This is a genomic window from Streptomyces sp. NPDC001070 (assembly GCF_053598835.1).
In genome coordinates, this window is the sequence record NZ_JBSFLB010000018.1 from 148,433 (window position 1) to 171,034 (window position 22,602).

Consider the following 22,602-nt stretch of genomic DNA (forward strand, 5'->3'; position numbering starts at 1 on the left):
CTCCTCGCACACGGGTTCGTTTCCTTCTTCCGCGGCCGGATTCCCGCGGCAATTCCGGTCGCCTGCGGTCCCACTACCGGATCGGGGCGGTTAGGCACCTGCGCACCGGGAAGCCGACCCACCGACGTTTCCTCGAAAGGAGAGAACTCATGGGCACGATCAGCGAATCCGTCGACGTCGACGTTCCGCTGCACACGGCATACAACCAGTGGACGCAATTCGAGGAATTCCCGAACTTCATGGAGGGCGTGGAGCAGGTGAGCCAGGTCGACGACCGGCACAACCACTGGGTGACGAATGTCGCCGGTGCCCGCCGGGAATTCGACACGGAAATCATCGACCAGCTGCCGGACGAAAGGGTCGCGTGGCGCACCATCACCGGTGACGTCCGCCAGCGCGGCGTCGTGACGTTCCAGGAGCTGGACGCGTCGCACACCCGGGTCAACCTGGCCATGGAGCTCGAGACCTCCGGCCTCGCGGAGAAAGCCGCTGACGCGCTCGGCGTCGTGGACCGGCGGGCGAGGGGCGACCTGCGGCGCTTCAAGCACTTCATCGAGGAGCGGGGCAGCGAGACCGGGGCCTGGCGCGGCCGGGTCGCGCCGGGCGGATGACCGTCGGCGCCGCCGGGACCTGGCGGTGACCGCCGGGGCGGGCCGGGTGCGTGGGCATCGCGCCCGCCCGGCCGCCGCTCCACGGTTTGTCCTGGACGTATCCGGAAAGTCGCCCTTCATGAGGCCCGAGCAGCTGTCGGAGCAAGCTCCCGCCCCCTCACCTGACCGCCGCCGTACCGCTCGGGCGGCGGCAGGATCGCGCCTCGAGGACGTCGTACCGGCGGACCGCCCCACGAGTTCCCCTGCCGGTGGGCGCGCGGTCGGGCCGGCTGAACAAGGAGAACGGACCATGCGCTCCAAAGCCCTGGGGACCCATCCCGACGACCACGCGGCCGGTACGACCCCCGGTCGCCTCGCCGCAGGGAACGTCGAGGGCCGGCGGAGCATGCCCGGGCCGAGGGACGCCCTCGGAGTGGCGGCACGGCGGTACAAGGTGTACTCCGGGTGGATGACGCAGAAGCTGCTGAAGAACCTGCCGGAGCGTACGTGGGACCGGGGGGACCGGGGGGAGACGGTACGCCGCGCGGCGGCCCGCGCCGCCTTGCGCTGAGGTGTGCGATGGCCGGCGGGGTGGCCCGGTGGCTTCGGCATCCGTACCTGGCGTGGCGGGACTCGCGGGCGGGCCGTATGTGGCACCAGGGCGGGGAGCTGGAACTGCTGCAGCGCTCCATGGGTTTCGCGGCTCTCGGCCTGGTGACGCTCGTGCCGCTGCTGATCGTGGTCGCCGCGGCTGTCCCCTTCCACGGCTACGGCTTCGCGGAGTGGGTCGTGGACGGCATGGGGCTGTCGGCGGCGCCGGCGGAGGCCGTACGCAGGCTGTTCGCCGCGCCGCGCAACGTGATCAGCAGTACGAGCGGGCTGAGCCTGCTGGCGCTGGCGCTGTTCGGGCTGTCCTTCGCGGCGTGCGTCGAGGTCGGCTACACCCGGATCTGGGAGGTGCCGCCCAATCCGTGGCACCACGCGTGGCGGCGGGCGGTGTGGCTCGCGGCGCTGACGGCGTACCTGTTCGCGGAGGCGCAGAGCGGGGCCGTGCTGGGACACGGGTGGCCGGACACGGTGCTCCGCGGCGGCACGGCCGTCGCGCTGGGCTTCCTCTTCTTCTGGTGGGGGCAGTACTTCCTGCTGGCCGGGCAGGTGCCGTGGGCGGCGCTGGTGCCCGGGGCCGTCGCCACCATGGCCGGCCTCATCGGGCTGCGGATCTTCTCCTCCCTGGTGTTCTCCCCGCTGATCGTTACCAATGCCGTGTCGTACGGGGCCGTCGGCACCGTACTTGTCGTGCAGTGCTGGCTGATCGGTGTGGGCTTCGTGGTGTTCGGGGGCGCCCTGCTGGGCCGGCACCTGCAGGACCCGCACAAAAGGTTTCATCCATGACCTTCCGGGCAGGCGGAGGGGAGCGTTGATCGGAGCCCCGGAAGGAGAGCCCCATGGGTGCGGAGAAGAAGGCCAAGCACGCCGGCCAGAAGATGAAGGGCAAAGCCGAGGAGGCCACGGGCAAGCTGACCGGCGATGAGAGCCTGCGCAGGAAGGGCAAGGCGGATCAGGTCGGGGGCGACGTCAAGCAGGTCGTGGAGAAGGGCAAGGACGCGGGGAAGGACGCCTTCGGCCGCTGACGCCGACCCCTCATGAACACGAACCGCGGGACCGGCGGAGCGCAGTGCGCCCGCCGGTCCCGCGGTCACGGGCGCAGGTAGAAGCGGATGGTGGTGCCGTCACCGCCCGTACGCTGCCGTACGAGATCGGCGAGGCGGTGCACCATCAGCAGGCCCCTGCCGTGGGGCAGATCCCTGGACGCGGGCCTGCGGCCGGCGAGCGGGTCGGCAAGCCGGCCGCGGTCGTGGACTTCGCCGACCACGTGCCCGTTCTCGGCCCAGACGCGAATGACACCCGAACCGCCGCCGTGCACCACGCTGTTCGTGATCAGTTCCCCCGCGGCTATCGAGAACTCGGCGAGCCGCTCGGCGTGCAGGCCCAGCCGGCGGGCCTCGTCCGTCGCGAGGTGCCGCGCGTCGGCGAGTCCGGGCTCCGCGAAGCCGAAGGCGAAGGCGCCGGACGGATGCACCGGCAGGCGGTTGTGAGTGGCGATGACCCGGCGTGGCGCGTAGTCGCAGCTGCGTTCCTCCCGGCCGCCGGCGACCACCACGGGATGCGTGGCACGGGCCTCCGCCAGCACCGCTGCGTCCAGCCGGGCCGCGTCATAGGGGCAGAGGATCGTCACGGCACGTCCGGCGAACGCCAGATTGATCAGCGCCTCGTGCTGGGCGCACGCCGGGTACTCCAGGGCCGTCCGTCCCGGCCAGACCGGCTCCCCGATGATCCGTACGCGGCCCGAAGGGTGGGCGTCGGCGAAGTCACGCAGGACGCCGGGGATGATGCGGCCGGGGTTGCGCCCGGCCTGCTCCATGTCGATCCAGCGCACGCCGGCGCCGCGCGGGCCCAACTCGGCACGCAGCAGGGCGAGATTGCCCGACGGCACGGCGGCAGCGACCGGCTCCCCCGCGTCCAGTGCCTCCAGCAGGAACGGCACCGTCCCGGCCGTGTACTCCCGTGTGTTCCGGTAGAACAGCGCGGGATGCACGAACGGACCGGCGTCGGAGATCTCGCCGACCTCGCTCAGCACGTCGTCACCTCCCACCCCCGGACCGACCCTATCAACCGGCTTCCGAGGGTGGGGGGTGCCGACGAGGCGTCAGCTGTCGAAGTCGACCGTCAGGCTGTCGGACACGGGATAGCTCTGACAGGTCAGCACATAACCCGCGTCGACCTCGGAGGCTTCGAGGGCGAAGTTGCGCCGCATGTCGGCCTTGCCGTCGGTGACGAGCGCGCGGCAGGTGCCGCAGACGCCGCCCTTGCAGGCGAAGGGCAGGTCGGGGCGGGTGCGCTGGGCGCCGTCGAGGACGCTGCGGTCGCGCGGCAGCGCGGCGGTGGTGGTGCGGCCGTCCAGGGTGATGGTGACCTGGCTGACCGGGCCCTCGGCCACGGCGTCCTCATGGTGCACCGGGGTCACCGGCTCGTCCTCGGCGTAGAACAGCTCCTGGTGCACCCGGCCCTCGGGCACGCCGAGACCGGAGAGGACCCGCTGGGCGTCGACGACCATGCCGTGCGGGCCGCACAGCCACCAGTGGTCGGCGGCCGGGACGTCGACCAGGCCCTCGACGAGGGCGGCGAGCCGCTCGGCGTCGAGACGGCCGGAGAGCAGCTCGGCCTCGCGTGGCTCGCGGGAGAGCACGTGGGCGAGCTGGAACCGTGCCGGGTGGAGGTCCTTCAGCTCGGCGAGTTCATCGGCGAACATGACCGTGTCGGTACGCCGGTTGCCGTAGAAGAGGGTGACCCGGGACCCGAGGTCGGCGGCGAGGACCGACTCGGCGATGGAGAGCATCGGGGTGATGCCCGACCCCGCGGCGATGAGCACATGGTGCCCGGGCCCGGTGAGATCGGGTGTGAAGGCGCCGGTCGGCCCCATGACCTCGACGGTGTCGCCGGGACGGACCTCGTGCACCAGCCACGAGGAGAACAGGCCGCCGGGGACGACGCGCACGCCGATGCGCGGGGTGGCGCCGGCGGGAGAGCAGATGGAGTACGAGCGGCGCTCGTCCCGGCCGTCGATCTCGCGGCGCAGGGTGAGCGACTGACCGGGCGCGAAGGCGAACTCCTGGGCCAGCTCGTCCGGTATGTCGAAGCTGACGGCGGCGGCGTCCTCGCACAGCGGCTCGACCGCGGCGACCCGCAGGGCGTGGAAGACCGGGCGGCGGCGGACGCGCGGAGCCGGCGCCTGCGGGGCGGGGGTGGTCGGGGCCATCAGATCTCCTTGACGTACTCGAACGGCTCCAGGCACGCGCGGCAGCGCCACAGGGCCTTGCAGGAGGTGGCGGCGAAGCGCGAGGTCTCCTCGGTGTCGGCCGAGCCGCAGCGGGGGCAGGCCACGGCGCGCCGGGTGGGGGTGAGCACCAGCGGCACCGGCCCGGCGGCGCGCCGGGGGGCGGGGCCGGGGGGTGCGATGCCGTGCTCGGCGAGCTTGCGACGGCCCGCGGGGGTGATCCAGTCGGTGGTCCACGGCGGGTCAAGGACGGTGCGGATCTCGACCCGGTGGAAACCGGCCGCGCGCAGCCGGGCGGCCACGTCGGCGCGCATCTCGGCCATGGCGGGGCAGCCCGAGTAGGTGGGGGTGAGGCTGGCGACGACCGTGCCGTCCGGGGCGACCTCGACATCGCGCAGGACGCCGAGGTCGGCCAGGGTGAGCATGGGCAGCTCGGGGTCCGGCACCTGGGCGGCGACGCGGGCCGCCCGGTGCGCGTCGGTGAGCGTGGTCACGGCGCTCACCAGACCGCTCCGGGGTGGGCACGGGCGACGCCCTGCAGCTCGGCGAGGAGCGGGGCCAGGTGTTCGGTGCGGTCGCCCCGGCGTCCGTGGCCGGGCAGCGGCTCGGCAACGACCGGCGGCAGGCCGGCGGCCTCGGTGACCTGGCGCAGCGCGGCGGTCACCTCTTCCTCCACCTCGGCCCGGTCGACCCCGGACGCCGCCGTGGCCGCGAAGAGCTCGTCGACGTACGGGGCGACCTGCTCCAGGCCGGCCCGCATCCGGCGGTGCGACTCCTGCGTGCCGTCGCCGAGCCGTACCGTCCACTCGGCGGCGTACTGCCGGTGGTAGGTCAGCTCGTTGACGCCCTTGGCGGCGATGGCGGCGAGCACCGGGTCCTGAGCGGTGCGGGCGAGGCGCTCGAAGAGCGCCAGCCGCCAGCAGGAAAGGACGAGCAGCCGGGCCATGGAGAAGGCGAAGTCGCCGCCGGGCAGTTCGGCGAGGCGGACGTTGCGGAAGTCGGCGGCGTCCCGGAGGTAGGCGTAGGCGTCCTCGTCGCGTCCCGTGCCGTCCACCTGGCCGGCGCGGGAGTAGAGCAGGCGGGCCTGGCCGAGCAGGTCGAGCCCGATGTTGGCGAGGGCCACCTCCTCCTCCAGCTCGGGCGCCCGGGTGCACCACTCGGCCAGGCGCTGGGCGCCGACCAGGGCGTCGTCGCCGAGCGCAAGGCATCGGGCGGCCAGCTCCGCGGCGTCCACGCCTTCGGGGACGGCGGTGTCCACACCGTGCAGCGGGTCCTCGAAGCCGGTGCCGAAGGCCCAGCGGGCGTCGCCGTCGTCGTGTCCCTCGGCCAGGGACAGGTAGACGTGCTCGTCACTCATGCCCTGCTCCTAGATGTGGGGGACGTCTTCGGGGATGTCGTAGAAGGTGGGGTGCCGGTAGACCTTGTCGGCGCTGGGGGCGAAGAAGGGGTCCTTCTCGTCCCGCGTCGACGCGGCGATGTGCTCCGAGCGCACCACCCAGATGCTCACGCCCTCGTTGCGCCGTGTGTACAGATCACGGGCGTGGGTGAGCGCCATGCGGTCGTCGGCGGCGTGCAGGGAGCCGACGTGGACATGGTTCAGGCCGCGCTTGCCGCGGACGAACACCTCGTAGAGGGGCCACTCGCCCCGGGTCGTGCTGTCGCCGGTGGTGCTCATGCCACGGCTCCTTCCTCTGCCCGTGCCGCCTGCTTGGCGGCGTGGGCGGTCGCGGCCTCGCGCACCCAGGCGCCTTCCTCGTGTGCGGAGCGGCGGCGTGCCACCCGCTCGCTGTTGCACGGCCCGTCGCCGCTGATGACGCGCTGCAGTTCCGACCAGTCGGGGGTGCCGAAGTCGTGCCGGCCGCGCTCCTCGTTCCAGCGCAGCTCGGGGTCGGGCAGGGTGACACCGAGCTTGTCGGCCTGCGGGACGGTCATGTCGACGAACCGCTGGCGCAGCTCGTCGTTGCTGTGTCGCTTGATCTTCCAGGCCATCGAGGCGGCCGAGTTGGGCGAGTCGCCGTCGGGCGGGCCGAACATCATCAGGGACGGCCACCACCAGCGGTCGACCGCGTCCTGCACCATCGCCCGCTGGGCTTCGGTGCCGCGCATCATCGTCATCAGCAGCTCGTAGCCCTGGCGCTGGTGGAAGGACTCCTCCTTGCAGATGCGCACCATGGCCCGCGCGTACGGCCCGTAGGAGGAGCGGCACAGCGGCACCTGGTTGCAGATGGCCGCGCCGTCGACGAACCAGCCGATGACGCCGACGTCGGCGAAGCTGAGGGTGGGGTAGTTGAAGATCGAGGAGTACTTCTGGCGGCCCTCGATCAGGCGCTGCGTGAGGTCCGCGCGATCGGCGCCGAGGGTCTCGGCGGCCGAGTACAGATAGAGGCCGTGCCCGGCCTCGTCCTGGACCTTCGCGAACAGGATGGCCTTGCGGCGCAGCGACGGGGCACGGGTGATCCACTCGCCCTCGGGCTGCATGCCGATGATCTCCGAGTGCGCGTGCTGCGCGATCTGCCGGATCAGCGTCTTGCGATAGCCGTCGGGCATCCAGTCCCGCGGCTCGATCCGCTGGTCCCGCGCGATCGTGGCGTCGAAGTGCTCCTGGAGCGGCGCCTGCGCGCCCTCCGCCGGCACGGCGGCGTTCGGTGTGGTCATCGATACCAGCTTCCCCTACCGACCATTCGTTCGGTTACAGTCTGACGAAGTTTCCCGCGCCCGGCAAGCCCTGTGGACGACGGTTGCGCGCGGGCCGCGGGGCGCCCCGCTCACACCCGCTCCACCAGCATCGCGACGCCCTGGCCGACACCGACGCAGAGGGTGGCGAGGCCGCGGCGGGCGTCCTCGCGCTCCAGCCGGCCGAGGAGGGTGAGCAGGATGCGGGCGCCGGAGCAGCCGAGCGGGTGGCCGAGGGCGATGGCGCCGCCGTCGGCGTTGACCCGCTCCTCGTCCAGCTTCAGGCGGCGGACGACGGCGAGGGCCTGGGCGGCGAAGGCCTCGTTGAGCTCGACGGCGTCGAGGTCGCCGGTCTGCCATCCGGCGCGGGCGAGGGCCTTCTCGGTGGCGGGAACGGGCCCGAGGCCCATCAGGTGGGGTTCGACGCCCGCCGTGGCGGTGGTGACGATGCGGGCGCGGGGGGTGAGGCCGTAGCGCTCGACGGCCGCGCCGCTCGCCACGACCAGGGCGGCCGCGCCGTCGGACAGCGGCGACGAGGAGCCCGCGGTGACGATGCCGTCCTTGCGGAAGATCGTGCGCAGGGTTCCCAGCTTCTCCAGGGTGGTGGACGGGCGCGGGCCCTCGTCACGGGTGACCTCGCCGTCCTTGACCGCGACGGGCACGATCTCCCGGTCGAAGCGGCCGGCCTCCTGGGCGGCGACGGCCCGCCGGTGGCTGCGGAGCGCGAAGGCGTCGGAGTCGGCGCGGGTGACGCCGTCGAGCGCGGCGACCTCCTCCGCGGTCTCCCCCATGGACAGGGTGTCCATGGGGGTGAAGCGCGGGTTGGTGAAGCGCCAGCCCAGGGAGGTGTCGTGCACCTCGCCCGGCTTGGCCCAGGGCGTGCCGGGCTTGGCCATCACCCAGGGCGCGCGGGTCATGGACTCCACGCCGCCGGCGACGACGAGGTCCGCCTCGCCTGCCCGGATCGCCTGCGCCGCCGAGGCGACTGCGGTGAGCCCGGACGCGCACAGCCGGTTGACGGTGTAGCCGGGCACCGTGTGCGGCAGACCGGCCAGCAGTACGGCCATCCGGGCGACGTCGCGGTTGTCCTCGCCGGCCTGGTTGGCGGCGCCGAGGATCACCTCGTCCACGGCCTCGGCCGGGATGCCGGCGCGGCGCACGGCCTCGCCGACCACCAGGGCCGCCAGGTCGTCGGGGCGCACGGAGGCGAGGGCGCCGCCGTAGCGGCCCTGCGGGGTGCGGGCGCCGTCGATCAGGAAGACCTCGCCGGCGGGGCGCGGGGGGAGGTGCTGGGACATGCGTTCCACCTCTTGACAGGCAGTTCGGATGCTGGATTACCTTGGGCGTGCCGCACGCTAACCGAATGTTCGGTCGGTTCACAAGGGTGGTGACGATCGTGAGGCAGGCCATGGACGCGACGCAGGGCCCGGCGGCGAGCATGTTCGCCGCGGACGAGGCTTCGCGGAGCCTGGGCATCGAGCTGCTGGAGACGGGCGAGGGGACCGCCGTGCTCCGCATGACCGTCGCGCCCGCGATGGTCAACGGGCACGGGATCGCCCACGGCGGCTATCTCTTCCTGTTCGCCGACACCGCCTTCGCCTGCGCCTGCAACAGCCACGGACCGGTGACGGTGGCGGCCGGGGCCGACATCACCTTCGTCGCCCCCGCCCACGAGGGCGACGAACTGCTGGCCACCGCGCACGAGCGCACCCGCTTCGGCCGCAGCGGCATCTACGACGTGAGCATCCTGCGGGGCGACGAAGTGATCGCGGAGTTCCGCGGGCGCAGCCGCAGCATCGGACGCACGAAGGAGAACTGATGAGCAGCGAGTCGACGGACCGGGCCGCCTCGGTGGCGCGCCTGGGAGAGCCGCTCCCCCACGGCTTGCTGGACGCCGCCGAGAAGCTGACCCTCGAGGAGCTGCGGGAGCTCCAGCTCACCCGGCTGCGGACGACGCTGCGCCACGCGTACGAGAACGTCGAGGCCTACCGGAAGAAGTTCGACGAGGCGGGGCTCAAGCCCGATGACTGCGCGAGCCTGGAAGACCTGACGCGCTTCCCCTTCACCACCAAGGCCGACCTGCGCGACAACTACCCCTTCGGCATGTTCGCCGTCCCCATGGACCAGGTGCGCCGCGTCCACGCCTCCAGCGGCACGACCGGCCTGCCCACCGTGGTGGGCTACACCGAGAACGACCTGTCCATGTGGTCCGACGTGGTGGCCCGCTCAATACGCGCCGCCGGCGGCCGTCCCGGCCACAAGGTGCACGTCTCCTACGGCTACGGCCTGTTCACCGGAGGCCTTGGCGCGCACTACGGCGCCGAGCGCGCCGGGTGCACGGTGATCCCCGCCTCCGGTGGCATGACGGCCCGCCAGGTGCAGATCATCCAGGACTTCGAGCCCGAGATCATCATGGTGACCCCCTCGTACATGCTCACCCTGCTCGACGAGTTCGAGCGCCAGGGCGTGGACCCGCGCGGCACCTCGCTCCGGGTGGGCATCTTCGGCGCGGAGCCGTGGACGGAGGAGATGCGCCGGGAGATCGAGGAGCGCATGGACATCCACGCCGTGGACATCTACGGCCTGTCGGAGGTGATCGGTCCGGGCGTCGCCCAGGAGTGCGTGGAGACCAAGGACGGCCTGCACGTGTGGGAGGACCACTTCTACCCCGAGATCGTCGACCCGATCTCCGGTGAGCCGGTGGCTGAGGGCGAGGAGGGCGAGCTGGTCTTCACGTCCCTCACCAAGGAGGCGCTGCCGATCATCCGCTACCGCACCCGCGACCTGACCCGGCTGCTGCCCGGCACCGCGCGCCCCGCCTTCCGCCGCATCCAGAAGATCACCGGGCGCTCCGACGACATGATCATCCTGCGCGGGGTGAACGTCTTCCCCAGCCAGATCGAGGAGATCGTGCTGCGCACGCCCGGCGTGGCCCCGCACTTCCAGATCCGGCTCACCAAGCGCGGCCGCATGGACCACATGCAGGTCGTCGTCGAGGCCCGCCCCGACGCGGGGGCCGAGCGGCGCGAGGAGGCGGCCCGGTCGATCGCCGCGGGCGTCAAGGACGGTGTGGGCATCAGCGTCGAGGTGACGGTCGTCGACCCGGACACCGTCGAGCGCTCGGTCGGCAAGATCCGCCGCGTACGGGACCTGCGGGCGCAGTAGCCGCCGCGACCGCACGAGGACACCGCACCCTGGCCGCATCGCGTTGACATGCAGCCGGATGGCTGCCTATCTTGAAAAGGCAGCCACCCGGCTGCCTTTTCGGGGACGGCGAGAGAGCGGAATGGACGAGGTGTTCAAGGCGCTGGCCGACGCCAGCCGCCGGCGACTGCTCGACAGCCTCAACGCGCGCAACGGGCAGACACTGCGCGAACTGTGCGCGGGGCTGGACATGGCCCGGCAGTCGGTCAGCAAGCACCTGGCCGTGCTGGAGGAGGCCGGCCTGGTCACCACGGTCCGGCGGGGCCGGGAGAAACTGCACTACCTCAACGCCGCTCCGATCAACGCCATCGCCGAGCGATGGATCAACCGGTACGACCGCGAGCGCGCGCAGGCACTCGCCGACCTGCAGAGGGCATTGGAGCAGGCACCCATGAGCGAGACCGCATTCGTCTACACGACCTACATCCGCACCACACCGGACCGCCTCTGGCAGGCGCTCACCGACCCGGCGTTCACGCGCCGCTACTGGGGAGTGACCTTCGAGACGGACTGGGCGGCCGGATCGGCCATGGTCTGGGAGGAGGGCGGCGCGCGCACCGCGGATCCGGCCCAGGTCGTGCTGGAGTCCGACCCGCCGCGCCGGCTGTCCTACACCTGGCACACCTTCACCGCCGAGTGGGCCGCGAAGGCCGGGGTGAGCGAGGAGGTGCGCGCCCGGCTCGCCGATGAACGCCGCTCCCAGGTGACGTTCGAGATCGAACCGCTCGGCGAGACGGTCAGGTTGACCGTCGTGCACGAGGCCCACGCCCCGGGCAGCACGGTGCTGGGGATGGTCTCCCAGGGCTGGCCGGCACTGATGTCCGGCCTCAAGACGCTGCTGGAGACCGGCGAGCCGCTGCCCGAGCCGAAGGGCCGCTGAGCCGCCCATCGGCGCCGGGGCGCGTGGTGCGGGAGGGCCCGCACCACGCGCCAGGTTCAGGTCACGTCACGTCAGTTGACCGCCAGGACCGCCGTGTTGTTCGTGGCGTCCGGATCGAACGGGAACTCGCCGAACTCGGGGTGAATGCTCACGGCACCCGTCGTGCCGGGGACCACGGTGTCGATCCTCAGCGAGAAGTCGTACGAGCGCTCGGTGTTCTCCAGCACCCAGTACGGAAGGGCGCAGTCATAGCGCGGCGCCCCCGTCTGCTGCGGGTAGTAGCCGCCGGAGAGGGTGTGCGGGGCGCAGCCGGACGGGACACCGGTGACCTTGGTGCCCGCGGGGACGATCAGCCGGACCTTGGCGACCGGGTCCCCGGAGCCGAGGTTGCCGAACCAGGCCGGACCGTTGTTCCTGAACGTGAGGCGGGCCGTCGCCGTCTCGCCCGCCGCGCCGGTGACCGAGTCGCCCGTCACCGAGAAGTCCGCGGTGTTGTCGGCGCCGATCCCCACCGCCACGTAGTTGTCGCGGCTCTCGATGTCCTCGGCGCCCCCGCCGGGCTCGACGCTGATGTCCAGCCGCTCGTTCAGCGCGTACGGGGCCAGCGCCACCTTCAGCGGCTTGGGCAGCTCGAAGGACTCACCCGGTGCCAGCACCCGGCCGAAGGTGCAGGTCGCGTACGTCATCGGGGCGTACTCACCGTCGTTCGACGCCGTGTACGTGCACCGCTTGTACTTGGTCAGCCTCTGGATGCCGTGCGAGGCCGTGAACTTCAGCGTGAAGCCCTGCGCGCTCTCGTTGCCGTTGTTGGTCAGCCTGAAGGGGAGCTTCCTGGTGTCGCCGGGGGCGGCGTGCTCGATCGGGGCGATGTCCGCGATCCCCAGGTCGGGCCCGGAGGCGACGGTGAGCGTGGTGTCGAAGCTGTCCTGCGGCGCGGTGAGGGTACCGTCGGGGCCGCCGGTGGCCGTCGCCCCGTAGGTGATCCGGCCCTGCGCCCCCGCGGCCGCACCGTCCGCCGCGCGGACCGAGAGGTGGATCTGGCTGCCGTAGTCGGGCCCGATCACGGGCACCTCGGGTACGTCGCAGACCGCGGTGGTCCCGCTGGGCGCGCAGTTCGCCGGCCAGGTCACCTCCGCGACGCCCGCGAGCCCCGTGACGTCCACGGTGACCTTGCCGTCGGTGACCGTGAAGTGGTCGTTGTCGTGGTAGACGCCGATGTCGAGCGTGCGGGACTGCGGTTCGCCGCCGCCCGTGCCGAGCAGCAGCGACTGCTCGTACGGCGCGTTGATCCACAGCTGGTCGGTCTCCTGGGCGGCGGCGTGCGCGGGCACGGCGAGACCGGCCACGAACAGGCCGGCCGCCGCGACGGCGGAGGCTCCGAGGCGCAGCGAGCGCCCGACGGAGTCAGATCGCATGACTTTCCCCAAAGGGTAGGGCCACATGAGTGGGGCACCGGGGTCTCCGGCGCACCCGTTGGACGATCAAGGACGGGTCAAGGTTGTACGCCTTGTGCTCCGACTACCGCTCCCAGGTGCAGTTTTGAGCCATGCAGCGCGCCCGTCCGTCACAGCCGCGCGCGGAGAAAGGCCAACGCCTCCTCGTCGTCGTCGATCGCGCCGCCCTCGTGGCCGTTCCAGGGCCAGACGGCCATCTCCTTCGGGCCCGCGTACGCGTTGTACGCGGCGAACACCGTCGAGGGCGGCGTGATGTCGTCCATCAGGGCCGCCGAGAAGCGGGCCGGTACGCGGGCGCGGGCCGCGAAATTGACGCCGTCGAAGTAGGACAGGGTGCGATGGACCCGGCCGGCGTCGGCGCGGTGCACGGCGAGGTAGCGGCCGATCTCCCGGTACGGGTCCGCGTCCGTGATCACCGTCGCCCGGGGGAAGTCGCAGAGGAACGGGACGTGCGCGACCAGCGCGTGGACCTCCGGCGCGAGCGCGGCCACCGCCAGCGCGGTGCCGCCCCCCTGACTCGCCCCGAGCACGGCGACGCGTGCGGGATCCACGGAGGGCAGCGCGCGGACCGCGTCCACGGCGCGCACGGCGTCCGTGAAGAGGCGGCGGTAGTAGTACGTGTGCGGGTCGTCGATGCCGCGGGTCATCATCCCGGGTGCCTGCGGGCCCGTGGTGCCGGAATCGGGGGTGTCGCCCCGGCTCCAGCCCGAGCCCTGGCCCCGGGTGTCCATGTGGAAGTGGGCGAAGCCCGCGGACGCCCACAGCAGGTTGTCCAGGGCGTGGCCCCGGCCGCCGCCGTAACCGACGTACTGGACGACCGCCGGAAGCGGCCCCTCGGCGCCGTGCGGCAGCCGCAGCCAGGCCCGTACGGGCTCGCCCCCGTACCCGGGAAAGGTGACGTCGAAGACGTCCACGGTGCGCAACCGCGGACCGGCCGCCGGCGTGACCGTGACGGCTCCGGCTCCGGCTCCGGCGGCGCGCGACTCGGCGAGCGTGGTGCGCCAGAACTCGTCGAAGTCGTCCGGCGCGGTCTGGCCGCTGCGGTAGTCCCGCAGTTCGGCCTCGGGGAGATCGGTGAACATCGTCCGTTCCGGGATCAGGGGGTGAGGGGCCGGTAGTCGAACCAGTCGACGCCGGCGACGGTGGTGGAGTGGGCGCCGTGGGCGGTGGCGTACGGGCCGAGCCATACGCCGAGGAAGCCGCCGGCGCGGGGTGAGCTGAGGAATCCGCCGTCCACAGCGGCCAGTTCGAGCTCCGCGGTGTCGGCGGCGCCGGCCGGGAGGTAGCGCAGCCCGTAGCGCTGGCCCTCGGCGTGGATGCGCAGGACCACCGGCCCCGGGGGCAACGGCGCCTCCGCGACGATCCGTTGCCTGCCCCCGGCCCGGCGTGCGGCGAGCACACGGCGGCCGCCGTGACCGTCCCCGGCGACCGCCAGCACCAGGTGGTCCGCCTCGGACTGGCGGACCGCGAGCCCCGCCCACTCCTGCGGCTCCCGGGGTGCCACGTCGAGGATCGCCGAGACGCTGACGTCCTGGTGCTGCTGCCGCCGGCCGAGGAAGCAGGGGGTGCCGACGTCGGCGAGCGTCGCCGGGCCGAGGGGCAGCCGGAGCGAGCCGGGGCGCTCGGTCAGCGACCAGAACGGCTCCCCGGTGCGCACCTGGTTCCAGTGCGTGCGCAGCTCGGGGCCGTCGAAGTCGTCCCTGACCGGCTCCGGGTGGGGCTCGTCGGCGGGACCGCCGGTCACCGGCGGCCGGAAGGGCCCGAGCGTCGTGCCCGCGCCGGGTGCGAAGAGCGGCCAGCCGTCCTCCCAGCTCACGGGGACGAGGAAGGTCTCCCGCCCGAGGTTGGGGTGGTAGCCGCCGTACGGGCGGCTGCCGAGCAGTACCGCCCACCACTCCCCCGCCGCGGTCCGCACCAGGTCGGCGTGGCCGACGCCGACGACGGGGAAGTCGCGGCCCAGGTGCCGGTGGGTGAACACCGGGTTGGCCGGATTGCCGGTGTAGGGGCCGGTGACGTGGTCGGCGCGGGCGGCGCTGACGGCGTGCCGGTGCTCGGTCCCGCCCTCGGCCGCCAGCAGGTAGTACCGGCCGTCCACCTTGTAGAGGTGGGGTCCCTCCGCCCACACCGCGCCGTGCAGCGCCCCGCGCCACAGCAGGTGCTCCGGACCGGTCAACGCCATCGCCTCGACGTCGAACTCCCGGAGCCAGACGTCGGTCTGCCCCTCCCACTCCCCCGGCTCGGCGAGGCGCGTGCCGGTGCACCAGGCGCGGCCGTCGTCGTCGAAGAAGAGGGAGGGGTCGATGCCCGGAGCGTCGTCCAGCCAGACCGGGTCGCTCCAGGGCCCGGCGGGGTCGGTGGCGGTGACGACGAAGGTGCCGCCCCGGCCCGTGCCGCCGACCAGCGTCGTGATGACGTAGAAGCGGCCGGCGTGGTGGCGGATCGTCGCGGCGAAGATCCCCTCGGAGGACGCGACGGAACCCAGGTCGACCTGGGAGGGCCGGTCCAGGACGTGCCCGATCCGCCGCCAGTGGACGAGGTCCCGGCTGTGGAAGACCGGGATGCCCGGGAAGTACTCGAACGTCGAGGTGATCAGGTAGTGGTCGGCCCCGACCCGGCAGACGCTCGGATCGGGATGGCAGCCCGGCAGGACGGGGTTGGCGACGGACCGCGCCGCCTCCCCCGTCCCTTCGGGCAGGATCACCGGGACTCCTCCGGGGCGGAGGTGAGGACGGCGTGCAGCCGCCGGGTGTGGTCCACCTGCCGTGCCGCGCCGGTCAGTTCGGCCCGTACGGTGAACCGGACCTCGGTGCTGGAGGCGGCCAGCCGCAGTTCCAGTTCCCCCGGTTCCACGACACGCCGGCCGTCCCGGCCGGTGAAGGCCGCGACGTCGGCGGGGACGGTGACGCCGATGCGGCGCGCCTCGCCCGCCTCCAGCGGGACCCGCAGATAGCCGACGAGCCGCTGCACCGGCTGCACGACCGAGGCGATCGGGTCGTGCAGATAGACCTGGACGACCTCGCTGCCCGCGCGCGCGCCGGCGTTGCGGACGGTGAAGGACAGCTCGACCTCGCCGTCGGTGCCGGTGACGGCACGGCCGTCGGCGGCGCCGTGCACCTGCGGCGCGGACCACTCGAAGGCCGTGTACGTCAGCCCGTGGCCGAAGCCGAAGGCCGCGGCCGGGTCGATGTTGGAGACGTCGCTCGCCCGCGCCAGCGGTGCCGCCAGGTAGGTGGAGGGCTGCACGCCCGGGTGCCGGGGCACGCTGACGGGCAGCCGCCCGGACGGGTTGATCCGCCCGCTCAGCACTCCGGCGAGCGCCGGGGTGCCCTCCTGCCCGGGGAAGAAGGACTGCACGATGGCGGCGGCCTCCGTGACGGCACGCCCGAGGGCGTACGGGCGTCCCGCCAGCAGGGTGAGCACGACCGGCGTGCCCGCGTCCAGGAGCGCGTCGAGGAGCCGCTGCTGCACACCGGGAAGGGTGAGCGACTCCGCGTCGCAGCCCTCGCCACTGGTACCGCGCCCGAAGAGGCCGGCCCGGTCGCCGAGCGCGGCGATGACCACGTCGGCGTCGCGGGCCGCGCGTACGGCCGCCGCGAGGCCGGAGACATCGCTGTCATCGATGCCGCAGCCGGCGACGGTGACGATCTCGGCGCCGGGAAACTCGGCCACCAGGGCCTGGCGCAGCGTGGGCAGTTCGATGCCGACCGGGGTGTCCGGGTGCTGCGCCCCGACGTGCACGGGGAAGGAGTAGCAGCCCAGGACCGCGGTCGGGGTCTCGGCCTGGGGGCCGATCAGCGCGATGCGGGTGGGCCGGTCCAGCGGCAGAGTGCCGTCGTTGCTCAGCAGGACGGCGGACTGCTCGGCCAGGCGCCGCGACAGTTCGCGGTGGGCGGCGGAGTTGAGGTCGACCGTGCCGCGCAGGCCCTGCGGGTCGCCGAGGTCGGCACCGGCGAGCGCGGGCGGCACCGGGCTCCAGTCCGGGTCGAGCAGGCCGAGCTGCGCCTTCTGGGTCAGTACCCGGCGCAGCGCGCGGTCGACGAGCTTCTCGTCGACCAGGCCCGCGGCGACGGCGTCCCGCAGGGGCTGCCCGAAGGTCTTGACGGTGGGCAGCTCCACGTCGACGCCCGCGGTGAGGGCGGTGCGGGCGGCGTCCGCCCAGTCGGCGGCGACGCCGTGGAGCGTCTTGAGGAAGGCGATCCCGAAGTAGTCCGCGACCACCGTCCCGTCGAAGCCCCAGGTGTCGCGGAGCAGCCCGGTCAGGAGTTCCTCGTCGGCGGCCGAGGGCACGCCGTCGGTGTCGGTGTACGCGTGCATCACGGAGCGGACGCCGCTCTCCCTGACCGCCATCTCGAAGGGCGGCAGGACGACGTCGGCGCGCTCGCGCGGGCCCATGCTGACCGGGGCCAGGTTGCGGCCGGCGCGGGAGGCCGAGTAGCCGGCGAAGTGCTTCAGGGTGGCCACGATGCCCGCGGACTCCAGGCCCTGGATGTAGGCGGTGGCGATGGTGCCGACGAGGTAGGGGTCCTCACCGATGGTCTCCTCGACCCGGCCCCAGCGCGCGTCGCGCACGACGTCGAGGACGGGGGCGAGGCCCTGGTGCACGCCGACCGAGCGCATGTCGCGGCCGATGGCCGCGGCCATCACCCGCACCAGCTCGGGGTCGAACGAGGCGCCCCAGGAAAGCGGGACGGGGTAGGTGGTGGCGCCCCAGGCCGCGAAGCCCGCGAGGCACTCCTCGTGGGCCATGGCCGGGATGCCGAACCGGTTGGCGGCGGCGATCCGTTCCTGGGTGCGCATCAGGGACAGGGCGCCGAGGGCGGGGTCGACCGGGACGGTGCCGAAGGGCCGGGTGAGCTGTCCGAGGCCGTCCGGCAGGAGGTCGTCCAGGCTCGGCGGCTCGTCCATGTCGTGCTGGTGGGGGGCGACTTCGGCGCCCTCGTTGGAGGCGCCGACCCAGACGCCGTAGAGCTGGGCGATCTTCTCGTCCAGGGTCATGTCGCGGATGAGCGCCTCGACGCGGGAGTCGGCGGTCACGTTGTCGTTCACTTTCCTCCGACGCCCATCAGCCCCTGCACGAGGGCACGACGGGCGAACAGGTAGACGAGCAGGACGGGAATCGTGGACAGCACCACGGCGGCCAGCAGGCCGGGGATGTTGATGCCGTACTGGGTCCGGAAGTTGTAGAGCCCCAGGGTGATCACCTTGGTCTCCTCGGACTGGGTGAGCACCAGGGGGAACAGGAAGCCGTTCCAGGCCTGCAGGGCGGAGAAGACGACGATCGTCGACAGCCCGCTCCCGGACAGCGGCAGCACGAGCTGGAAGAAGGTCCGCCGGACGGAGGCCCCGTCCATGGCCATCGCCTCGAAGAGCTCGGAGGTGATGTCGCGCATGGTGCCGGTAAGGATCAGCGTGCAGACCGGCAGGCAGAACGCCGCCGTGGGCAGGATGACGCCGATGAGGTTGTCGTAGAGCCCGGCCTTGCTGATGACGTAGAACATCGGGACGATCACCGCCTGGGCGGGGATGGCCAGGCCCAGCAGGAAGAGCCGGAACACCCCTGAGGTGCCGCGGCCCCGGTTGCGGACGATGGTGAACGCCAGCGGCGGCACGAGCAGCAGCACGATGACCACCACGCTGACCGTCACGACGACCGTGTTGAGGAAGTACTGCCCGAAGCCGTTGCTGAAGTCCTGGATGTAGTTGTCCAGGGTGAAGGAGCGCGGGAGGGCCAGCGGGCCGTTCGCGCTGTACTCGGCGCGCGTCTGGACGGTCGCGCCGAGCATGACGTACAGCGGCAGGCCCACCAGCGCGAGCCACAGCAGGGCGCCGAGGCCCGCCAGGTAGTTGGGGCGGCGCCTCATCAGAGCCCTTCCTTGGTGCCGGCCATCTTGTCGTAGCCGGAGACGCGGACCACAACCAGCGAGATCACGGTGGCCACGACGACCAGCATCAGGGCGATCGCTGCGCCGGCGCCGAAGTCGAAGCCCTTGAAGGCCTTGTCGTACATGTAGTAGGCGCTGATCGTGGTGTCGGTGCCGGGACCGCCCTGGGTGAGGATCAGCACGGTGTCGAAGGTGGTGAGACCACCGACGATCATGAGGATCATCGAGGTGATGATCGAGTTGCGCAGCTGCGGCAGCGTGATGTGGAAGAACTGCCGTACGGTGCCCGCGCCGTCGATCTGCGCGGCCTGGTAGAGCACCTGCGGGATCGCCCGGGTCGCGCCCTGGTAGATCAGGGCGTGGAACGGGGTGAACTGCCAGGTGCTGACGAAGACCAGCACGCCGATCGCGGCGGTCTGCGTACCGAAGAGGTTGCCGTCGCCGAAGAGCCAGCGCGCCTGCGAGGGCACGCCGAAGTTCGGGTCGAGCAGGGCGCGCCACAGCACCGAGACCGCTGTCGCGGAGAGCAGCAGCGGCACGAAGAAGATCGCCGACAGGACGGCCCGGTTGCGCTGGGGGCCGGCGGCCCAGACGCCGAGCAGGATGCTCAGCGGGGTCTGGACGACGACGCCCAGCACGGTGAGCAGCACGCTCAGCCAGAGGCTTTTGATCATCACCGGGTCGTGGAAGAGCCGGATCCAGTTGTCGAAGCCCGTGTACTCGGGTGAGCCCAGTCCGCTCCAGGTGGTGAAGGACAGGACCGCCACCAGCACCAGGGGCACGATGGCGAACAGGGCGAAGAAGATCGTGGCGGGGAGCGCCCAGGCCAGGCCCGGCCGGCCGATGGTACGGCCGGCCGGGCGCTGCGTCTGCCGCTTGCCCGTCACGGTGGCAGTCAGGGAGACCATGCGGGACGTCGCTCTCAGGAGGTGGGCAGGGCCTGCATGGCCTTGATGAAGCCGTCGGCGTCGAGCTGGCCGTTGAAGAACTGCTGGACGGCCTGGTGGATCGGCGTGATGCCCGACGGCGGGTACGCCTGGTCCCACGACAGCTGGAACGAGGGCGCCTTCTGGACCAGGTCGAACTGGTACTTCAGGTAGTCCGGGTTGTCGGCCGAGTCGAGGAACTTGGTGGTGTTCGTCGTGGTCGGCAGGTTGCCGATGGCCAGCTGCTGCTTCACGAAGTCGTCGGAGTACATGAGCTTGAGGAAGTCCGCGACCGCGTCCGGGTACTTGGTCTTCTTCAGCACCGAGTAGAAGTTGTTGGTGTTGCCGACGACGTCGGCGCTGTCGCCCTTGCCGCCCGTCACGGTCGGGAAGTTGGTGTAGCCGAGGTCGTTCTTGGCGAAGTCCGGGCTGGCGTCCTGCTGGGTCGAGTACTCCCAGGAGCCCATGAGCTCGAAGCCGGCCTTGCCGCTGGCGAGGAGCTGGGGCGAGCCGCCGTCGGTGAACTTCACGGAGTCGTAGTTGGTGCCGAAGGCACCGGCGTCGATGAGCTGCTTGAGCATGCTCAGCGCCTTCTTGCTGTCCGCGCTCTCCCAGGCGCTCTTGTCGCCGCCGAGCGCCTTGGTGAACAGCTCCGGGCCGGCGATGCGGTCGTAGAGGTACTCGAACCACATCAGGGTCGGCCACTGGTCGCCGCCGCCGAGCGCGATCGGGGTGACGCCCTTGGACTTGAGCTTCTTGACCGTGTCGAGGAGCTGGTCCCAGGTCTGCGGGGGCTGGACGCCCGCGTCCGCGAGGACCTTCTTGTTGTTGAACAGCAGCACGGGCTGGGTGCCGCGCATCGGCACGCCGTAGGACTTCCCGTCGACGACCGCCGTGTTGAAGACCGAGGACAGGAAGTTGGCCTTCAGGCCCGGGTCCTTCTGGATGAAGTCGTCGAGCGGCAGGAGCAGGCCGGCCTTCACGAACGGCTGGATACTGCCGCCACCCCAGTTGAAGAAGACGTCGGGGGCCTGCTTGGTGTTGATGACGGTCTGCAGCTTCTGCTGGTAGTCCGCCCCGGGGACCGTGTCGAGGACGGCCTTGACCTTCGAGGTCTTGTTGAACTCGGCGACGAGCGCCCTCTCCACCTTGTTCGCGGAGTCGCCGTACACGAGGACGTGAATCGTCCCGGAATCACCTCCCGCGGAGGCGTCACCGCTGCCGCAGGCAGTCAGGGTCAGTCCCAGTGCCAATGCCGCGCCGCCGGCGACGGCACGAGGGAACCACGCACGCTTCTTCATGATTGACCTCTCGAAAGTTTCGGCTACTTTGCCGAAATTCGCCTGACGAGGGACCGTAGGCTTCCCCTCGGCTCCGGTCAACAGGGTGGAATTGACGCGACCAAACCGTTACCGAAGGACCGTGCTCTATCCTGTGCGGCATGCGTGATGATGAGACCGAGGGCCGGATCACCCTGGCCGACGTGGCTTCGAAAGCGGGCGTTTCACTTTCGACAGTTTCGAAGGTGCTCAACGGACGTCCCGATGTGGCCGCGCCGACCCGGAGCAAGGTCGAACGGCTGCTGGAGGCGAACGGCTACCAGCGCCCCGCCCCGACCCAGCCCGAGGCGCGGCTGATCGAGATCGTCTTCCACGAACTCGAGAGCGTCTGGGCGATGGAGCTCATCCGGGGCGTGGAGAACATCGCCAAGAGCCGCAACATGAGCGTGGTGCTCACCGAGAGCGGCACCCGCCACGCCCCCGGACCGGAGTGGATCGAGGGCGTGCTGCGCCGCCGTCCGCTCGGAGTGGTGCTGGTCTTCTCCTCGCTTCCCGACGACATCAAGCGCAAGCTGCGCTCGCGGGCCATCAACTTCGTCATCATCGACCCGGCGGGCGACCCCGAACCCGACGTCCCGTCGGTGGGATCGGCGAACTGGGCCGGCGGTGTCGCCGCCACCCGGCACCTCATCGACCTCGGCCACCGCCGCATCGGGATCATCACCGGGCCCGACGACATGCTGTGCTCCCTCGCCCGCCTCGACGGCTTCCGCTCGGCGATGGGCATGGCGGGGCTCACCGTCGACCCCGATCTGATCCGGTACGGGGACTTCCACGTCCAGGGCGGCCACGACAGTGCCATCAGCCTGCTGGAGCAACCCGACCCGCCGACCGCGATCTTCGCGGGCAGCGACCTGCAGGCGCTCGGCGTCCTGGAGGCGGCCCGCGTGAAGGGCCTGCAGGTGCCCCGCGACCTGTCCGTGGTGGGGTACGACGACATCCCGCTCGCCCAGTGGGCGAGCCCGTCGCTCACGACGGTCAACCAGCCGCTGGTCGAGATGGCCGAGGAGGCCGCCCGGATGCTGCTGCGGCTGTCGCAGCCCGATGATGCGGGCGACAAGAGCAACACCCGTATGGAGTTGGGCGTCAGACTGGTCGTCAGGAAGAGCACGGCGCCGCCGCGGGACACCGGCGCGGCGCGGGAGGGCTGAGTCCCGGGGCGGCTCCGGGCAGGGCGCGGAGCGGTCGCACGGCAGCGTCCGAGGGGGCGCGGGACACCTTCTCGGACAGCTGTGTGACGAAGGCCACACCCGATGTCAACGGTCTTCGGAGTGGCGGCGATTACCAGGGGCGGGTGGCGGGAAATGCTCGCTATGGCCGAGGCCAAGAGCCCGGTCTGCCCCGCTGGTGGGCGTTCTTCTGAGGGGGAGATGCACCCATGCGCACCCACGCACGACACAGCCGCGGCGAACGTACGCTGGCCGCGGTCGAGGAGGAGCACGAACGCCGCGAGACGTTCGAGCTGCTGACGGCGGACGACGCCGACGACGCCTTCGACGACGAGGGCCATGAGATCTTCCGGGTGCACTGCCCCGACTGCGCCCGCCCGATCGCCCTCCTCGCCGACGAGGACGTCCTGCCGCAGCACGCCCTGTGCGCCTCGCCGTGGAACCCGTTCGGGCTGACGGTCTGCCCTGGCTCCGGACGTGCCGCCACGGAGGCCTCGCCCACCGCCGGTGACGGTGTCGCCGACGACCCGGAGTGGGGCGCGCTGCTGACGCTGCCCGCCGGGCTGGACTGGCGTACGCAGCCGTTCTCCCACGTGGGCGGGCCCGGCTCGCGGCCGATCCGGGTGCCGTTCCAGCGCGCGGCCTGACC

Annotated in this window: 23 protein-coding genes; 9 read left to right on the top strand and 14 right to left on the bottom strand. The window is 71.9% G+C overall.

Annotated features, from left to right (window positions below; translation table 11 throughout):
- Nucleotides 1–149: 149 nt before the first annotated feature.
- From ACWDAS_RS22815 to ACWDAS_RS22830, 4 genes are all read left to right on the top strand, one after another.
- On the top strand, nt 150–611 hold the full coding sequence (locus ACWDAS_RS22815) for an SRPBCC family protein (protein ID WP_450393809.1): 462 nt from the start codon (nt 150–152) through the stop codon (nt 609–611).
- Between the two features lie 289 nt (nt 612–900).
- Entirely contained in the window at nt 901–1,161 is a 261-nt protein-coding gene (locus ACWDAS_RS22820) for a hypothetical protein (RefSeq protein ID WP_450393811.1), read from the top strand.
- Nucleotides 1,162–1,169: 8 nt separating this feature from the next.
- On the top strand, nt 1,170–1,982 hold the full coding sequence (locus tag ACWDAS_RS22825; RefSeq protein WP_450393814.1) for a ribonuclease BN: 813 nt from the start codon (nt 1,170–1,172) through the stop codon (nt 1,980–1,982).
- A 53-nt stretch (nt 1,983–2,035) separates the two neighbouring features.
- Nucleotides 2,036–2,221, top strand: coding sequence for a CsbD family protein (locus tag ACWDAS_RS22830; protein WP_450393816.1), 186 nt, complete (start codon nt 2,036–2,038; stop codon nt 2,219–2,221).
- 65 nt (nt 2,222–2,286) lie between these two features.
- On the opposite strand, the gene ACWDAS_RS22835 is transcribed toward ACWDAS_RS22830, so the two are convergent.
- The 7 genes from ACWDAS_RS22835 to ACWDAS_RS22865 form a co-directional block, all read right to left on the bottom strand.
- A complete protein-coding gene (locus ACWDAS_RS22835; RefSeq protein ID WP_450393819.1) occupies nt 2,287–3,228 on the bottom strand; it encodes an anti-sigma factor RsbA family regulatory protein in 942 nt (313 codons plus the stop codon).
- A gap of 69 nt (nt 3,229–3,297) precedes the next feature.
- Nucleotides 3,298–4,407 (bottom strand): 1,2-phenylacetyl-CoA epoxidase subunit PaaE, encoded by a 1,110-nt coding sequence (gene paaE / locus ACWDAS_RS22840; protein WP_450393822.1) that lies wholly within the window; start codon nt 4,405–4,407, stop codon nt 3,298–3,300.
- The gene (gene paaD / locus ACWDAS_RS22845; RefSeq protein ID WP_450393824.1) at nt 4,407–4,928 is read right to left on the bottom strand and encodes a 1,2-phenylacetyl-CoA epoxidase subunit PaaD; all 522 of its coding nucleotides are present in this window, start codon (nt 4,926–4,928) and stop codon (nt 4,407–4,409) included. The genes paaE and paaD overlap by 1 nt, the downstream gene beginning before the upstream one ends.
- Nucleotides 4,925–5,782 carry a 1,2-phenylacetyl-CoA epoxidase subunit PaaC gene (gene paaC / locus ACWDAS_RS22850; RefSeq protein ID WP_450393827.1) on the bottom strand — a complete coding sequence of 286 codons (858 nt, stop codon included), beginning with the start codon at nt 5,780–5,782 and terminating at the stop codon, nt 4,925–4,927. The genes paaD and paaC overlap by 4 nt, the downstream gene beginning before the upstream one ends.
- Before the next feature lie 9 nt (nt 5,783–5,791).
- A complete protein-coding gene (paaB, locus tag ACWDAS_RS22855; protein ID WP_450393830.1) occupies nt 5,792–6,100 on the bottom strand; it encodes a 1,2-phenylacetyl-CoA epoxidase subunit PaaB in 309 nt (102 codons plus the stop codon).
- Nucleotides 6,097–7,080 carry a 1,2-phenylacetyl-CoA epoxidase subunit PaaA gene (gene paaA / locus ACWDAS_RS22860; RefSeq protein WP_450393832.1) on the bottom strand — a complete coding sequence of 328 codons (984 nt, stop codon included), beginning with the start codon at nt 7,078–7,080 and terminating at the stop codon, nt 6,097–6,099. The genes paaB and paaA overlap by 4 nt, the downstream gene beginning before the upstream one ends.
- Before the next feature lie 110 nt (nt 7,081–7,190).
- Nucleotides 7,191–8,396 carry a thiolase family protein gene (locus ACWDAS_RS22865; RefSeq protein WP_450393835.1) on the bottom strand — a complete coding sequence of 402 codons (1,206 nt, stop codon included), beginning with the start codon at nt 8,394–8,396 and terminating at the stop codon, nt 7,191–7,193.
- A 110-nt stretch (nt 8,397–8,506) separates the two neighbouring features.
- Here ACWDAS_RS22865 and paaI point away from each other — a divergent pair, with 110 nt between their 5' ends.
- The 3 genes from paaI (at nt 8,507) to ACWDAS_RS22880 (ending at nt 11,182) form a co-directional block, all read left to right on the top strand.
- On the top strand, nt 8,507–8,917 hold the full coding sequence (gene paaI, locus ACWDAS_RS22870; protein ID WP_450393901.1) for a hydroxyphenylacetyl-CoA thioesterase PaaI: 411 nt from the start codon (nt 8,507–8,509) through the stop codon (nt 8,915–8,917).
- Nucleotides 8,917–10,263: a phenylacetate--CoA ligase PaaK gene (paaK, locus tag ACWDAS_RS22875; protein ID WP_450393838.1), complete on the top strand. Its 1,347-nt coding sequence runs from the start codon at nt 8,917–8,919 to the stop codon at nt 10,261–10,263. The genes paaI and paaK overlap by 1 nt, the downstream gene beginning before the upstream one ends.
- Nucleotides 10,264–10,384: 121 nt before the next feature.
- Entirely contained in the window at nt 10,385–11,182 is a 798-nt protein-coding gene (locus tag ACWDAS_RS22880) for an ArsR/SmtB family transcription factor (protein WP_450393841.1), read from the top strand.
- 71 nt (nt 11,183–11,253) lie between these two features.
- On the opposite strand, the gene ACWDAS_RS22885 is transcribed toward ACWDAS_RS22880, so the two are convergent.
- The 7 genes from ACWDAS_RS22885 to ACWDAS_RS22915 all read right to left on the bottom strand — a co-directional run bounded on the left by ACWDAS_RS22885 (nt 11,254) and on the right by ACWDAS_RS22915 (nt 20,745).
- Nucleotides 11,254–12,597, bottom strand: coding sequence for a hypothetical protein (locus tag ACWDAS_RS22885; RefSeq protein ID WP_450393843.1), 1,344 nt, complete (start codon nt 12,595–12,597; stop codon nt 11,254–11,256).
- Nucleotides 12,598–12,746: 149 nt separating this feature from the next.
- Nucleotides 12,747–13,718: an acetylxylan esterase gene (locus ACWDAS_RS22890; RefSeq protein WP_450393846.1), complete on the bottom strand. Its 972-nt coding sequence runs from the start codon at nt 13,716–13,718 to the stop codon at nt 12,747–12,749.
- A 14-nt stretch (nt 13,719–13,732) separates the two neighbouring features.
- Entirely contained in the window at nt 13,733–15,337 is a 1,605-nt protein-coding gene (locus tag ACWDAS_RS22895; protein ID WP_450393847.1) for a glycoside hydrolase family 43 protein, read from the bottom strand.
- Nucleotides 15,334–17,631, bottom strand: coding sequence for a beta-xylosidase/alpha-l-arabinosidase (locus tag ACWDAS_RS22900; protein ID WP_450393904.1), 2,298 nt, complete (start codon nt 17,629–17,631; stop codon nt 15,334–15,336). Before ACWDAS_RS22900 ends, ACWDAS_RS22895 begins: the two co-directional genes overlap by 4 nt.
- Nucleotides 17,632–17,678: 47 nt before the next feature.
- Complete coding sequence (locus ACWDAS_RS22905; RefSeq protein WP_450393849.1) at nt 17,679–18,497, bottom strand: carbohydrate ABC transporter permease; 819 nt, start codon at nt 18,495–18,497, stop codon at nt 17,679–17,681.
- Nucleotides 18,497–19,426: a carbohydrate ABC transporter permease gene (locus tag ACWDAS_RS22910; protein WP_450393851.1), complete on the bottom strand. Its 930-nt coding sequence runs from the start codon at nt 19,424–19,426 to the stop codon at nt 18,497–18,499. The genes ACWDAS_RS22905 and ACWDAS_RS22910 overlap by 1 nt, the downstream gene beginning before the upstream one ends.
- A gap of 14 nt (nt 19,427–19,440) precedes the next feature.
- Nucleotides 19,441–20,745: an ABC transporter substrate-binding protein gene (locus ACWDAS_RS22915; protein ID WP_450393854.1), complete on the bottom strand. Its 1,305-nt coding sequence runs from the start codon at nt 20,743–20,745 to the stop codon at nt 19,441–19,443.
- A 140-nt stretch (nt 20,746–20,885) separates the two neighbouring features.
- Here ACWDAS_RS22915 and ACWDAS_RS22920 point away from each other — a divergent pair, with 140 nt between their 5' ends.
- Both ACWDAS_RS22920 and ACWDAS_RS22925 read left to right on the top strand, forming a co-directional pair.
- A complete protein-coding gene (locus tag ACWDAS_RS22920; protein WP_450393856.1) occupies nt 20,886–21,935 on the top strand; it encodes a LacI family DNA-binding transcriptional regulator in 1,050 nt (349 codons plus the stop codon).
- A 227-nt stretch (nt 21,936–22,162) separates the two neighbouring features.
- Nucleotides 22,163–22,600 carry a hypothetical protein gene (locus ACWDAS_RS22925; RefSeq protein WP_450393858.1) on the top strand — a complete coding sequence of 146 codons (438 nt, stop codon included), beginning with the start codon at nt 22,163–22,165 and terminating at the stop codon, nt 22,598–22,600.
- Nucleotides 22,601–22,602 lie beyond the last annotated feature (2 nt).